General features: G+C 65.9%; 16 protein-coding genes. 9 read left to right on the top strand and 7 right to left on the bottom strand.

Annotated features, from left to right (window positions below; translation table 11 throughout):
- Positions 1 to 12 precede the first annotated feature (12 nt).
- Complete coding sequence (locus tag EGH23_RS06500; protein ID WP_220579166.1) at positions 13 to 1,629, bottom strand: PAS domain S-box protein; 1,617 nt, start codon at positions 1,627 to 1,629, stop codon at positions 13 to 15.
- Positions 1,630 to 1,896: 267 nt separating this feature from the next.
- Here EGH23_RS06500 and EGH23_RS06495 point away from each other — a divergent pair, with 267 nt between their 5' ends.
- Positions 1,897 to 2,556 carry a 2,5-diamino-6-(ribosylamino)-4(3H)-pyrimidinone 5'-phosphate reductase gene (locus EGH23_RS06495; RefSeq protein ID WP_220579165.1) on the top strand — a complete coding sequence of 220 codons (660 nt, stop codon included), beginning with the start codon at positions 1,897 to 1,899 and terminating at the stop codon, positions 2,554 to 2,556.
- Positions 2,557 to 2,566: 10 nt separating this feature from the next.
- On the opposite strand, the gene EGH23_RS06490 is transcribed toward EGH23_RS06495, so the two are convergent.
- Entirely contained in the window at positions 2,567 to 2,854 is a 288-nt protein-coding gene (locus EGH23_RS06490) for a DUF7545 family protein (RefSeq protein ID WP_220579164.1), read from the bottom strand.
- 72 nt (positions 2,855 to 2,926) lie between these two features.
- Positions 2,927 to 3,976: an NAD(P)/FAD-dependent oxidoreductase gene (locus tag EGH23_RS06485; RefSeq protein ID WP_220579163.1), complete on the bottom strand. Its 1,050-nt coding sequence runs from the start codon at positions 3,974 to 3,976 to the stop codon at positions 2,927 to 2,929.
- A gap of 101 nt (positions 3,977 to 4,077) precedes the next feature.
- Between EGH23_RS06485 and EGH23_RS06480 the strand changes: the two genes are divergently transcribed.
- From EGH23_RS06480 to EGH23_RS06460, 5 genes are all read left to right on the top strand, one after another.
- Positions 4,078 to 4,362 (top strand): DUF357 domain-containing protein, encoded by a 285-nt coding sequence (locus EGH23_RS06480; protein ID WP_135303203.1) that lies wholly within the window; start codon positions 4,078 to 4,080, stop codon positions 4,360 to 4,362.
- Between the two features lie 73 nt (positions 4,363 to 4,435).
- Positions 4,436 to 4,711 carry an ArsR/SmtB family transcription factor gene (locus EGH23_RS06475; protein ID WP_162315789.1) on the top strand — a complete coding sequence of 92 codons (276 nt, stop codon included), beginning with the start codon at positions 4,436 to 4,438 and terminating at the stop codon, positions 4,709 to 4,711.
- Positions 4,712 to 4,765: 54 nt separating this feature from the next.
- Complete coding sequence (locus EGH23_RS06470) at positions 4,766 to 5,071, top strand: DUF8036 family membrane protein (protein ID WP_162315790.1); 306 nt, start codon at positions 4,766 to 4,768, stop codon at positions 5,069 to 5,071.
- Between the two features lie 293 nt (positions 5,072 to 5,364).
- Entirely contained in the window at positions 5,365 to 6,339 is a 975-nt protein-coding gene (locus tag EGH23_RS06465) for a transcription initiation factor IIB (protein ID WP_220579162.1), read from the top strand.
- Positions 6,340 to 6,423: 84 nt separating this feature from the next.
- A complete protein-coding gene (locus EGH23_RS06460; RefSeq protein ID WP_220579161.1) occupies positions 6,424 to 6,603 on the top strand; it encodes a DUF7836 family putative zinc-binding protein in 180 nt (59 codons plus the stop codon).
- 19 nt (positions 6,604 to 6,622) lie between these two features.
- Here the strand turns inward: EGH23_RS06460 and EGH23_RS06455 are convergent, their stop codons facing one another.
- Positions 6,623 to 7,030, bottom strand: coding sequence for a translation initiation factor IF-2 subunit beta (locus EGH23_RS06455; protein ID WP_220579160.1), 408 nt, complete (start codon positions 7,028 to 7,030; stop codon positions 6,623 to 6,625).
- A 184-nt stretch (positions 7,031 to 7,214) separates the two neighbouring features.
- Between EGH23_RS06455 and EGH23_RS06450 the strand changes: the two genes are divergently transcribed.
- Positions 7,215 to 7,451 carry a UPF0058 family protein gene (locus EGH23_RS06450; protein WP_220579159.1) on the top strand — a complete coding sequence of 79 codons (237 nt, stop codon included), beginning with the start codon at positions 7,215 to 7,217 and terminating at the stop codon, positions 7,449 to 7,451.
- 69 nt (positions 7,452 to 7,520) lie between these two features.
- On the opposite strand, the gene EGH23_RS06445 is transcribed toward EGH23_RS06450, so the two are convergent.
- Both EGH23_RS06445 and EGH23_RS06440 read right to left on the bottom strand, forming a co-directional pair.
- On the bottom strand, positions 7,521 to 7,979 hold the full coding sequence (locus EGH23_RS06445) for a DUF555 domain-containing protein (protein ID WP_220579158.1): 459 nt from the start codon (positions 7,977 to 7,979) through the stop codon (positions 7,521 to 7,523).
- A 46-nt stretch (positions 7,980 to 8,025) separates the two neighbouring features.
- Positions 8,026 to 9,006 carry a DMT family transporter gene (locus EGH23_RS06440; RefSeq protein ID WP_220579157.1) on the bottom strand — a complete coding sequence of 327 codons (981 nt, stop codon included), beginning with the start codon at positions 9,004 to 9,006 and terminating at the stop codon, positions 8,026 to 8,028.
- A 227-nt stretch (positions 9,007 to 9,233) separates the two neighbouring features.
- Between EGH23_RS06440 and EGH23_RS06435 the strand changes: the two genes are divergently transcribed.
- Positions 9,234 to 10,022: a helix-turn-helix transcriptional regulator gene (locus tag EGH23_RS06435; RefSeq protein ID WP_220579156.1), complete on the top strand. Its 789-nt coding sequence runs from the start codon at positions 9,234 to 9,236 to the stop codon at positions 10,020 to 10,022.
- A 1-nt stretch (position 10,023) separates the two neighbouring features.
- On the opposite strand, the gene EGH23_RS06430 is transcribed toward EGH23_RS06435, so the two are convergent.
- A complete protein-coding gene (locus EGH23_RS06430; protein ID WP_220579155.1) occupies positions 10,024 to 10,647 on the bottom strand; it encodes a uracil-DNA glycosylase family protein in 624 nt (207 codons plus the stop codon).
- A 123-nt stretch (positions 10,648 to 10,770) separates the two neighbouring features.
- On the opposite strand from EGH23_RS06430, the gene EGH23_RS06425 reads away from it, so the two are divergent.
- Positions 10,771 to 12,321: an acyl-CoA carboxylase subunit beta gene (locus EGH23_RS06425; protein WP_220579154.1), complete on the top strand. Its 1,551-nt coding sequence runs from the start codon at positions 10,771 to 10,773 to the stop codon at positions 12,319 to 12,321.
- The last annotated feature ends 1 nt before the right edge of the window (position 12,322 follow it).

The following is a 12,322-nucleotide window of genomic DNA, read 5'->3' as shown; positions in this document are numbered from 1 at the left end:
CGCGTTGACGGATCAGTCCACCGCCGTGAACTCGAAGCGCGCGCCGCCGGACTCGCTGTCGGTCGCGCGACACTCCCAGCCGTATACTTCGGCTAACTCTTCGACGAACGCCAGCCCCAACCCCGTTCCGCCGCGGCCGGCCGCCGTCGTGTAGCCCGGCTCGAAGACGACGTTCAGATCGGCGGAGGGGATGCCGTCCCCGTCGTCGGCCACGTAGAACCCGGTCGGGAGGTCGCCGACGGTGACCGTGACGGTCTCGCCGTCTCTCGAACGACCGTGTTCCACGCTGTTCTGGAACAGGCTCCCGAAGAGATGGCGAAGGTACGTTTCGTCCGCTCGTATCTCGCGGTCCGTCACTAGCTCCAGGGTCGCGTCGCCGGTCTCGATATCGTTCCACGCGGCCGTCGCGACCTCGGCGAGAGGTATCGGTGAACACTCACCGACCGGCTCGTGACCCCGGGCCAGTGCGAGCATGACGTCTATCATGTCCTCGATGCGATCGAAGGCGTCACTCACGTACTCGACGGCCTCCGTATCCGCGTCGTCGGGTAGCTGCCGACTGTATATCTGGCCGATGGTGACCGGGTTACGAAGCTCGTGAGCGAGCATGCTGGCGAAACTCTCCAGCCGGGTCACGGTCTCTTCGAGTCGCCGTTCGCGCTCGTAGCGTTCGGTCACGTCGCGGACGACGCCGATCCGCCGACTGCTTCCGTCCTCCGCGCTGGCGATGGAGAACGTCGCTTCCGCGACGATTCGCTCGTCGGTCGCCGTCCGGAGCTCCGCCTCTAAACTGGCTGCCTCGCGTGTCTCCGCCGTCAGCTCGCGGCTCAGCTCGTTGGCTCTCGCGGCCGTCTCGTCGTCGACCAGCGCCGAAGCCGGCCGCCCGAGCAGGTCGGACTCGGCGTATCCCGTCAGCTCCGCGTACGCCTCGTTGACCATGGCGAAGCGCCCGGACTCGTCGACGACGTAGACGCCGTCCGACATCGCTTCGACGATGTCCTCGTACTGCTTCAGTTCGCGCTCGCGTCGCTTCCACGTCTCGATGTCGTAGACGTATACTGCCAGTCCGGTCGCAGTGGGGTACAGATGGATCGCACGCCACGCCCCGACCGGTTCGGGGTGATAGAACTCGAAGGCTGTCGGCTCCGCGGTGCCCATCGCCGCCCGGAGCTCGTCTCGAAACCGCTGGTCCGACGCCCACTCGCACGCCTCCCAGATCCGACGACCCAGGACGTCTTCGCCGGCCGCGAGTCGCTCCGAGGCGGCTTCGTTCAGATAGGTGAAGCGCCATCCGCTATCGAGCGTGTAGAACGGCATCGATAGCTGCCCCAGCAACGTCTCGAAGTCGGTGTGGGGCGTATCAGCTTCCGCGCCGTCGCGCGGTTTCTGAGCGGACGAGCGGTCGGGCGGTGAGTCGAGTTCGGCGGGTCGCCACCACACCCGAACTCGGTCGTCGACGGTTTTCCCCTCGAGATCGCCCCGAGCGGCCAGCGCTTCGAGCGTCTCGGCGACCGCGTCGCGGGGACGCTCCAGTTCCGCCGCGATCTCGTCCGCCGTCATCGGCTCGCCGGGCGCGTCGTTCGCCGAACAGGCGTCGAGTACCTCCTCGGGCGTGACCTGAGCGTCCATCGCCCTCACCTCACGTTGGGAAGGTGAAAAAACTAGGCCGGTAGATGGCCAAGAATCGACATGTATAGCGGGTAAATACTCTGATATCGGCATATCTTCGTCATCTATCTACCAGTTCTGTAACCTACCTGACGAACTAGTTAGTAGTCTGTGCGACCGGCGACCGGACCGACACCGGCCCGTAGCGAACGGGCCGGTCACCGCTCGGAATCGCGCTGGGGTGACGGAACCGAAACCCGTTTTCGTCACAGTCGCCTGCCGGCGACTATGCACGTAGTCGTCAACGCCGCGATGAGCGCGGACGGAAAGCTCTCCTCCCGGCGTCGAGAGCAACTGGCGGTCTCCGGTCCCGACGACTTCGACCGGGTCGACGAGCTGCGGGCCGAGAGCGACGCGGTCATGGTCGGCGTCGGCACCATCCTCGCCGACGACCCGTCGCTGACCGTCAAAGACGCCGACCGACGGGAGGCCCGCGTCGAACGCGGCGACTCCGAGAACCCCGCCCGCGTCGTCGCCGACTCGCGAATCCGGACGCCGCCGGACGCGAAGGTGCTTGACGGGAGCGCGGAGACGTATCTGCTCGTCAGCCAGGCCGCGCCGACGGACTTCGTCGAGGAGATGGAAGACGCCGGCGCGTACGTCGTCGCCGCCGGCGAGGACCGCGTCGACGTGACCACGGCGCTGGCGAAGCTCGAGGGCGACGGTATCGACCGTCTCATGGTGGAGGGCGGCGGCGAACTCATCTTCAGCCTCTTCGAGGCGGGGCTGGTGGACGAACTCTCCGTCTTCGTCGGGCCGAAGGTGATCGGCGGCCGCGACGCGCCGACGCTCGTCGACGGCGACGGCTTCGTCGAGGAGTTCCCGGAACTGGAACTCACCGACGTCGAGCGCATCGACGGCGGCGTGCTGTTGACGTGGGACGTCTAACGTCGGAAAATCAGTGGTCGTGGCCGGTCAGTTCGCCGAAGCTGGAGCCGAAGCGCTCCTCGAAGAGGTCGAGGGTCGCCTCCTCCAGTTCGGCGATCTCCTCGTCGGGCTCGCCCTCGCTGTGGTGGACCGCGGCGTGGATGCGCTGGGCCAGGCCGAACATCGCGATGTCGCCGACGACCTGCGGGTCCGACTCGTCGGGTTGCTCGCGGAGGATGTCGAGGAGGTCGCTGGGGACCGTCAGTTCGTCTTCGGCGTCGTCGCCTTCGATAGTCAGCGTGACAGTGTCGGGTGCCATAGGCCCCCTTCGAGAGTCCGGCCTAAAGGACTGTGGATGCCCGGACGAGCGACTGTCGAGAACAGTTACCGCTCAGTCGTCCGCTTCGGCCTGCGCCTCTGACTCGGCGCTCGCTTCGGCGTCCGCGAGGTCTTCGAGGTAGCCGTCCGCGTCGATCGCGGCCTTACAGCCCATCCCGGCGGCGGTGACCGCCTGCTGGTAGTGGTAGTCGACGACGTCGCCGGCCCCGAACAGCCCGGGAACGCCGGTCGCGGTCTGGTTGCCGCCTTTGCCGCCCTGTGTCTGGATGTACCCCGTCTCGTCGAGTTCGACGCCGGTGTCGGCGAGATAGCCCGTGTTCGGCGTGTGGCCGATGGCGACGAACACCGCGCCGACGTCCATCTCGACTCGCTCCGTCCCGGGGCTGTCTAAGTTCTCCGAGGGGTAGCCGGCGTCGTTCCGCGCGAGGGTGACGTGGTCGACGCCCGCCTCGGCCGAGCCGTGGATCTCCAGCAGTTCGGTGTTCCGCAGGATCTCGATCTCTCCCTCGTCGACCTTCTTCTGGACCTTCTCGATCCAGTAGTCCTCGGCGCGGAACTTCTCGCGGCGGTGGGCGAGATAGACGGTGTCGGCGAACTTCGTGAGGAAGTGAGCCTCCTCGCAGGCGGCGTCGCCGCCGCCGACGACGAGCATGTCCTCGCCGCGGAAGAACGCGCCGTCGCAGGTCGCACACGTCGAGACGCCGTAGCCCATCAGGTCGTCCTCGCCGGGGATGCCGAGGGTACGGGCGCTGGCACCCGACGCGGCGATGAAGGCGTCACAGGTGAGGGTGTCGCCGTTCGACAGCTCGACGCGGAAGGGCCGCTCGCCGTCGTCGACTCGCTCGACGATACCGTGGCGCAGCTCGGCGCCGAACTGCTCGGCCTGCGCTTTCATTTCGTTGATGAGGTCCGGGCCGGAGATACCCTCGGGGAAGCCCGGGTAGTTTTCGACTTCGCTGGTGAGGGTCAGCTGGCCGCCCGGTTCGTCCCCTTCGAGGACGAGGGGGTCGTTGTTGCTGCGGCCCGCGTAGATGGCCGCCGTCAGCCCGGCGATGCCGGTGCCGGCGACGACGAGTCGGTGGTGTTCCTCGCTCTCTGTCATTACCGGGATTACTCCACACCGGCCTATACACCTTGCGCTGTCGTAGCGGGCACGCACAGCCACGCCGACACGGTTATCCGCACACCGTCGCTGGCTCCGATATGGCCGCCGACATCGAGGAGAAGACGGACCGCTACGAGGGACTGCTCGCCGACGCGCTCGACGCCGCCGAGATCGCGCCGCCGGAGGGGACGCCGATGCACGACGCCGCTCTCGACTGCGAGGAGATGGCGTCGGCGTACCTCGAAGACGGTCGCCACTTTCGAGACGACGACGACCTCGTCAACGCGCTGGCGTCGTTCTCCTACGGGCACGCGTGGCTGGACGCGGGCGCGCGCATCGGCCTGTTCGACGTGCCCACCGAAGGACATCTATTCACCGTCTGAGTCCCCGCGGCGAGGCCGATGCCCAAACTAGTAGGCGGTGGGCTTACGTAGTGGCCCCGAGTTGGACACGACGATGGAGGCCGTCTTGTGGTACGTCTTGACGAGTACGCGGGGCGGAGCGAACCGGATCCGCATCCTGCGTACCATCGACGAACGGCCTCGCAACGCGAACAAACTCGCGGAGGAACTGGACTTAGACTACAAGACGGTTCGCCACCACTTGGACGTCTTAGAGGAGAACGACATCGTCACCGACAGCGGCGACGACTACGGCGCGGTGTACCTGCCGACCGACCGGGTCCGGAACTACTGGGACACCGTCGAACAAATTATGGAGGCAGCGGACTGAGTATGGCCGAAATTGGGAAAGAGTATATGAACTGTAATCTGAAATGGAAGGGCAATGGTTAGTTGGATTGACGCCGCCCGGGTCGCGGTCAGCGTCAACATGCTGTTGTTAGCGGTGCTCATCTACGTCTGGGGTCGCAACCTCTATCAGATTCGGTCGAAACACACGTTCGGCCTCCTCTTCTTCGCCCTCCTGCTGTTCGCCGAGAACGCCTTCGCGCTCTATTTCTATCTGCTGGATCCGCTCCTCTCGGGGTGGTTCAGCAACGCGGTCCCCGACCCGGCGTGGCAGGCGATGGTCGTCCTCCACGTCCTCGAAACGGTAGGGTTGGCAGTGCTGGCGTGGATAACGTGGGACTGAACTGCGGGTCGTCGCCGAATATCGACGTTTCTTTTCGGGTACGGGCACCTACCACGCGAGCGCCGAACCGCTCGAGACGATGCCCTGATCGCTTCTCCGTCACGCGTCTCCGCCTACGGTAGAGTTAAGTAGCTTCTTAGAACACTATGTCCTTCGGTATCACGTCCCTGTCCGGCGGTTTTGGGTCAGAATTGGCGAAACATTTAAATAGCTGTCGGACTAACTATGAGTAACAGAGAGTCAGTAACAGCACTTCAAGATTATGTACCCGGCAGTCCGGGACACACCCTATCATGAGCGAATCACCAGCACACAACGGCGTTCGGGAACGGACACAGGACGAACAGGAACTCGGCGAGGAGACGACGGAACGGCAGGACGTCTGTCCGGAGTGTGGCGGTGACGTACTCACGGACAGCGAGCACGGCGAGACGGTCTGTGAAGACTGCGGCCTCGTCATCGAGGAGGACAGCATCGACCGCGGTCCCGAGTGGCGGGCGTTCGACTCGGCGGAGCGAGACCAGAAGTCCCGCGTCGGCGCGCCGACGACGAACATGATGCACGACAAGGGCCTCTCGACCAACATCGGCTGGCAGAACAAGGACGCCTACGGCCGCTCGCTCTCCAGCGAGCAGCGCCAGAAGATGCAGCGGCTACGCACCTGGAACGAGCGCTTCCGCACCCGTGACTCCAAGGAGCGCAACCTCAAGCAGGCCCTCGGCGAGATCGATCGCATGGCCTCGGCGCTGGGCCTGCCCCAGAACGTCCGCGAGACGGCCAGCGTCATCTACCGCCGCGCGTTAGACGAGAACCTGCTCCCCGGCCGCTCCATCGAGGGTGTCGCCACCTCGGCGCTGTACGCGGCGGCCAGGATGGCTGGCAGTCCGCGCTCGCTCGACGAGATGGCGGTCGTCTCCCGCGTCGAGAAGATGGAGCTCACCCGGACGTACCGCTACGTCGTCCGCGAGCTGAACCTCGAAGTCCAGCCCGCGGACCCCGAGCAGTACCTCCCGCGGTTCGTCTCGGACCTCGACCTCTCCGAGGAGACGGAGCGACGGGCCCGCGAACTCATCGTTCGGGCGCGCGACGCCGGCCTGCTCTCCGGGAAGTCGCCGGTCGGACTGGCCGCGGCCGCGGTGTACGCCGGCGCGCTGTTGACCAACGAGAAGGTGACCCAGAGCGAGGTCGGCAACGTCGCCAACGTCTCGGAAGTCACCATCCGCAACCGGTACAAAGAGCTGCTCGAAGCCGAGGACGTTCCGGCCTAGATCCCGCTTTTCTCTAATTCCGAGGCAGACGAGTGGGGTGACGCCAATCTTTTTGCCCCCGCTGGATGTGTGTGATTAGCACACATGGAAGAAGCGTACGTTCGGTTGCTCTGTCCGGAGTGCACGAAAGACTGGGAGTCGACGCCGAGCGAGTTACCGACACACGATTCGCTGTTTCACTGTCCGAACTGTCACGCGAGCCGACGGCTCGCGGAGTTCACTCGAACCGACCGAGACTTACAGACGCTGAAGGACCTCCAGTAACCGGCGCTACGGAGACCCATCACTCGTCGCCCGTCGCAGAGCGCGCCCCACAGGCCTCACAGCGGAGGAGTACCGCGTCGCCCTCCCGTTCCAGTCGCGTGTCGGGTAAGCCACACTCCGGACAGCGGACGAACCGTTCGGCGTACTCGCCCGCGGCGCTCCCGAGTCGGTCGGCATCGAACGAGCCCGTGAGCCGCGCCCGACCGCTCTCGTCGATGTGCGCGCTGGTCCCCACCTCGCGCTGGAGGAACTGGAGGACGTGGTCCGGGTCCCGTCCCAGCGCGTCACACAGCGACTGGAAGTTCTCGACGACGGTTTCGTTCCCCTCCTCTCGGACGTCCGGGTCGGGTACGTCGAGGCGATCGGCCGACTCGTCGATCTCCGGCGTCTCACTTGCCGCCCGGTCGAGCATGTCGTCGTACTCCATGCCTATCAGTGCGGCACCTACCGACAAAAATCTTTCAATCCCGAGTTACGACGGTTTAGACGCTCTCTATCCCGCGAAATCATCCCTGATAGCCCGAGCGGCAGATTTATAACTATTCTTTATCTGTGTGTTAACCCTCGTCAGAGTACTACTATAACCCTCCAGTCTCTAGCTTCGGCTGACCATGAAAAAGCAGGAGCTCATCCACCTTCACGGCCTGCTTGCACAGGTACAAGACCACTACGAAGCCGACACGGGCTCGGAAGTGGAACACGACGAGTACGCCGAACTCGGCGTAAAGCCGACCTCCATTCACAAGTCGAAGACAGACCACAAAGACGCCGTCTTCGCGATCGTCGACGGCATCACCTCGGAGATGACCGCCGAGGAGAAAGAACCTGTTTCTGCCGCCGCCGACTAATCCGCCCTCTCGCTTCGAGAGGTACACTGCCGAAAACGAGCCGTGAGCGCGGACTGCGGGTCGTCGGGACTACTCGTCGATGAGGTCTTCGAACTCCGGGAGGACTTCGTCGTCGCCCGTCTCGGTACCGCTCTCATCTCTCTGGTCGCTCTCCGCTTCCGTCTCCTCGGTCTCCTCGTCGTCTTCGTCCTCCTCTATCTCCTCGATTTCGAGGACGTCGAGCGGGATGTTCTCCAGCCGCTGCCCGATCTCCTTGCGGGCGATTCGGGCGGCGTGCTCGTCGCGTTCGACGTTGAAGACCATCATCTCCAGTTCGAGCGCGACGAGGCTCTCGTCTGCGGCGAGGAACGCGGGGTCCAGCTCCTCCCCGCAGTGCGGGCAGTGGCGCTCGCCCATGTTGATCTCGACGTAGTTGAGGTCGGGATTGAGCATCTCGCCGGTCTTCGAGATGGCGATGCGGACGGCCTCGTCGGACGTCCCTACGTCGTAGACGGGTACGGCGGCCTCAACGACAACTCTGCAGTCCATGAAAGAGTGTTTGTGAGCCTATATAATGAAGGTTAGCCCGGGGAACTCAGTCCGACTCGAACCCGGTCGCGTCCTCGCCGACGGCGAGGCGGTCGGTCGGGACGGCGGTCTCCTCGCGGACCCACGACCCGACGGTGGCGAGGGAGAGCGACTCGCTACCGAGTATCGCGAACCCGGCGAAGACGGTCAGGAATCCGACGACCGCCAGCTCCGAGATGGTCTCGCCGAGCAGCGCCCAGCCGCCGAGCGTCGAGACGACGGGGACGACGTAGAAGACGAGGTTCGCGTGGGTCGCCCCGGCGGTGTCGAGCAGGCCGAAGTAGGCCACGTAGGCGATCGCCCCCGCGAACACGCCGACGTAGAGCAGCGCGAGCAGCGCCCCGGCGGTCCAGCTGACGGCCGCGAGCGATTCGCCGGCCGACAGGCTGAGCGCGTGACAGAGCGCCGCGGCGAAGGGGAGCCCCCACGCCGTTCGGACCGTGCTCTCGAGGTCGGCGTCGCTCCAGCGGACGAGGACGCTCCCGAGCGCTCCGCTGACCGCGCCGCCGAACAGCAGGAGCTTGCCCCCGCCGCCGCCCAGCAGCATCGCCGGGTCGGGAGTCACGACCAGTCCGACGCCGAGCAGACCGACGAGGAGGCCGGTCGCACCGCGGGCCGAGAGGCGTTCGTCCGAGAGCAGGAGCGCCGCGAACACGGGCGTCAGGATGGGGTTGAGACTGAAGACGATCGCTCCGACGGCGCTGGTGGCGTCCTGCTGGCCGACGAACAGGAGCGCGTTCGTCAGGCCGAGCGCGAGCAATCCGGTCGAGAGGATTCCCAGGAGGTCGCCGCGAGTCCGCGGGAGCAGTTCGCTCCGCGACCGAGTGACGGCGACGTAGCCAAGCAGCGCCACGGCGGCGACGTCGTACCGCAGCGCGATGAACAGGAGCGGCGGGAAGTAAGCGAGCCCCGCCTTCGCCGCGACGAACACACCGCCGAACAGCACGCTCGCGGCGACGCCGAAGGCGAGCGTCCGTCGTGACACCATAGTTATACTACCTCCTGACCACCGTCGCCAGCGGCCGTCGAAACACGGCGTAGAACCGCAGATTGAAACTGTCTCATCGTACTCACGGGTACGAGACGGACGCTTATAGTGTCGTTCAGAAAATCTTACACGACGGGAAACAGCCGACGACCCGTGGCCGTATTTCACGGGATGAAAATATTTCACGACGCGTAAGGAGTATGTGTGAGGGCGCAGTAGCGCCCGGTATGGACGCCACGCTCGACGAGATCGAGTTCCTCGCGCTCTCGTCGAACCGCGTCGCGGTGCTGGAGCTCCTCGCCGCGGAGAGACGCACCCGCTCGGAACTCGCCGAGGCGACGGGCGCGTCACAGGCCACGCTCGGCCGCATCCTCGGCGACTTCGAGGACCGAAAGTGGGTGCGCCGCGAGGGCGGCGGGTACGTCGCCACCGCGACCGGCACGCTCGTCGCCGAGGGGTTTCGGGACCTCATGGACGTCCTCGACGCCGAGCGCGAACTCCGCGACATCGTCGAGTTCCTCCCGACGGACGCGATGGACTTCGACCTCCGCCACCTCGCCGGCGCGACCGTCACTCGGCCCACGCAGACGCGGCCGAACGCGCCCTTGCAGCACCTGCTGACGCTGATGGACGGGGCCGACGAGGTCACGGCGTTCTCCCACACGCTGAACGACCAGAGCCTCCGCGTCGCGGCCGACCGCACGGGCGACCAGCGGTTCCGGGCGGTCCTCCCGCAGAGCGCCATCGACGCGCTCGTCGACGACGAGGCGCTACGCGACCGTCTCCGCGACCTCGTGGCGGCCGAAACCGCGTCCGTCCGCGTCTACGACGGCGAGATACCGCTGGCCGTGACGATCGTCGACGACGTGGTGAACCTCCTCGTCCGCGACCGGCGCGGCGTGTTGCGGGCCGCAGTCGACAGCGAATACCCGGCGGTTCGCGCCTGGGCCGAGGACCGGTTCGAGCGGTATCACGCCGACTCGACGCCGCTCTCGGCGGGCTCGCTCTCGCCGTAGCTCACCGGACGCGCCAGACCTCGTCGCCCGGGAGGAACCGGCCGAGTTCGGCCTCCTGTCGGTAGTCGGTCTGTAAGAGCGCCTTCAGTGCCGCCACCAGTCGCTCCTCGTCGGTGTCGACCCACTCGGCGGGGTCCTTGATGGGATAGACGAGCCAGCCGCTGCCTCTGACCTCCGTGCCGTGCAGTTCGTCCATCTCTACCTCGTCGGCCCGCCGGGGGGTCATGTTGGCGAAGACGTGTTTCGTCGCGCGCTCGCCGACCGGCAGGAGGACGTGAGAGGTGATCGCCCTGACCTCGGTGTCGAACATCGGTTCGTGGTCGTCGTAGTCCCGCTCGGTCGGCTCCCGGTCGCCGCACATGTACAGATACGAGAGGTACGTCTTCTCGACGACGGGCGGCGTTCCGGCCTCTCGCAGGAGGCCGGCCTCGACCAGCGCTTGCTGGAGTCGTTCGGCGGACGGTGTGCCGGTGAAGGGGACGCCGGTCTCGCTTCCCCCGTGGACGCCGGGGTGGTCGCCGATGACGTGGAAATCGGCGTTCGCGTCGCCGTATCCCGGGACGAACGGTTCACACGGCGGGTCGAAGCCGAAGGGGTTGCGCTGCGTAGCCGTGATGTTCTTCACGGGCGGTCTGATGCATCAGTGTGGCAAAACTCCGACGGTCTCCGACGGGAGCCCTCGGGCAATGTTTTTCTCGGATGCGCTCGACGGGACGGATATGTTCGAGCCCGGGAGCCGTGGTGTCGCGTGAGTCACGATGACCGCGTCGAGGACCTCCGCGAACGGAAAGCGGAGGCCGAACGGGGCGGCGGCGAAGAGCGCATCGAGGCCCAACACGATCGGGGGAAACTCACCGCCCGCGAGCGGATCGACTACTTCCTCGACGACGACACCTTCGTCGAGATCGATACGTTACGAGAGCACCGCTCGACCAACTTCGACATGGACGAGAAGCGCGCCCCCGGCGACGGCGTCGTCGTCGGCTACGGCGAGGTCAACGGCGAGCGCGTGTACGTCTTCGCTCACGATTTCACCGTCTTCGGCGGGTCGCTGGGCGAGGCGTTCGCCCAGAAGGTCTGTAAGGTGATGGACAAGGCCATCGAGAACGGCGCGCCCATCATCGGGCTGAACGACTCGGCGGGCGCGCGGATCCAGGAGGGTATCGACTCGCTGGCCGGCTACGCCGACATCTTCCACCGCAACCAGCAGGCAAGCGGCGTCGTCCCGCAGATTTCGGCCATCATGGGGCCGTGCGCCGGCGGTGCGGTCTACTCGCCGGCCATCACGGACTTCGTCTACATGGTCGAGGAGACGAGCCACATGTTCATCACGGGACCGGACGTCATCGAGACGGTCACGGGCGAGGAGGTCGGCTTCGACGAACTGGGCGGGGCGAAGACCCACGCCAGTGAGTCCGGCGTCGCCCACTTCACCGCCGCCGACGAGAAGGCGGCGATGGACGACATCCGCTATCTGCTCTCTTTCCTCCCGCAGAACAACGTCGCCGACCCGCCGAGCGTCGACCCGTGGGACGACCCCGAGCGCCGGGACGAGTCGCTCGTCGAGACGGTGCCCGACCAGCCCCAGAAGCCCTACGACATGGTCTCGGTCGTCGACGGCGTCCTCGACCGGGACTCCTTCTTCGAGGTTGCCGAGAAGTTCGCCCGCAACATCGTCACCGGGTTCGCCCGCCTCGACGGCCACTCGGTCGGCGTCGTCGGCAACCAGCCGCGGGTCAACGCCGGGACGCTCGACATCGACGCCTCGCGGAAGGCGGCCCGCTTCGTCCGCTTCTGTGACGCGTTCAACATCCCCATCGTCACGTTCGTCGACGTGCCGGGGTTCATGCCCGGGAAAGACCAGGAACGGAACGCCATCATCAACCACGGCGCGAAACTGCTGTACGCCTACAGCGAGGCGACGGTGCCGCTGCTGACCGTCATCACGCGGAAGGCCTACGGCGGCGCGTACGACGTGATGGCCTCGAAACACATCGGCGCGGACGTAAATTACGCGTGGCCCACTGCCGAGATCGCCGTGATGGGACCACAGGGCGCGGTGAACGTCCTCTACGACGACGAACTCGAAGCCGCCGAGGACGTGGAGGCCCGCCGCCAGCAACTCATCGACGAGTACCGCGACGCCTTCGCCAATCCCTACACCGCCGCCGAACGCGGGTTCGTCGACGACGTCCTCGAACCGAAGGACACGCGCAAGCGCCTCATCGACGACTTAGACCTGCTCCGGGGCAAGCGCAAAGACCAACCCGACCGCAAACACGGAAACATCCCGCTGTAAC

The organism is Haloarcula nitratireducens (genome assembly GCF_019599505.1).
This window is presented reverse-complemented; position numbering and strand designations above follow the sequence as displayed.

Bases quoted from the DNA above. Each gene is read 5' to 3' on its own strand.
- EGH23_RS06440 (WP_220579157.1), bottom strand. From the start codon at position 9,006: ATGGTGTCACGACGGACGCTCGCCTTCGGCGTCGCCGCGAGCGTGCTG.
- EGH23_RS06445 (WP_220579158.1), bottom strand. From the start codon at position 7,979: ATGGACTGCAGAGTTGTCGTTGAGGCCGCCGTACCCGTCTACGACGTA.
- EGH23_RS06465 (WP_220579162.1), top strand. From the start codon at position 5,365: ATGAGCGAATCACCAGCACACAACGGCGTTCGGGAACGGACACAGGAC.
- EGH23_RS06470 (WP_162315790.1), top strand. From the start codon at position 4,766: ATGGTTAGTTGGATTGACGCCGCCCGGGTCGCGGTCAGCGTCAACATG.
- EGH23_RS06460 (WP_220579161.1), top strand. From the start codon at position 6,424: ATGGAAGAAGCGTACGTTCGGTTGCTCTGTCCGGAGTGCACGAAAGAC.
- EGH23_RS06455 (WP_220579160.1), bottom strand. From the start codon at position 7,030: ATGGAGTACGACGACATGCTCGACCGGGCGGCAAGTGAGACGCCGGAG.
- EGH23_RS06490 (WP_220579164.1), bottom strand. From the start codon at position 2,854: ATGGCACCCGACACTGTCACGCTGACTATCGAAGGCGACGACGCCGAA.
- EGH23_RS06435 (WP_220579156.1), top strand. From the start codon at position 9,234: ATGGACGCCACGCTCGACGAGATCGAGTTCCTCGCGCTCTCGTCGAAC.
- EGH23_RS06480 (WP_135303203.1), top strand. From the start codon at position 4,078: ATGGCCGCCGACATCGAGGAGAAGACGGACCGCTACGAGGGACTGCTC.
- EGH23_RS06475 (WP_162315789.1), top strand. From the start codon at position 4,436: ATGGAGGCCGTCTTGTGGTACGTCTTGACGAGTACGCGGGGCGGAGCG.
- EGH23_RS06495 (WP_220579165.1), top strand. From the start codon at position 1,897: ATGCACGTAGTCGTCAACGCCGCGATGAGCGCGGACGGAAAGCTCTCC.
- EGH23_RS06485 (WP_220579163.1), bottom strand. From the start codon at position 3,976: ATGACAGAGAGCGAGGAACACCACCGACTCGTCGTCGCCGGCACCGGC.
- EGH23_RS06500 (WP_220579166.1), bottom strand. From the start codon at position 1,629: ATGGACGCTCAGGTCACGCCCGAGGAGGTACTCGACGCCTGTTCGGCG.
- EGH23_RS06450 (WP_220579159.1), top strand. From the start codon at position 7,215: ATGAAAAAGCAGGAGCTCATCCACCTTCACGGCCTGCTTGCACAGGTA.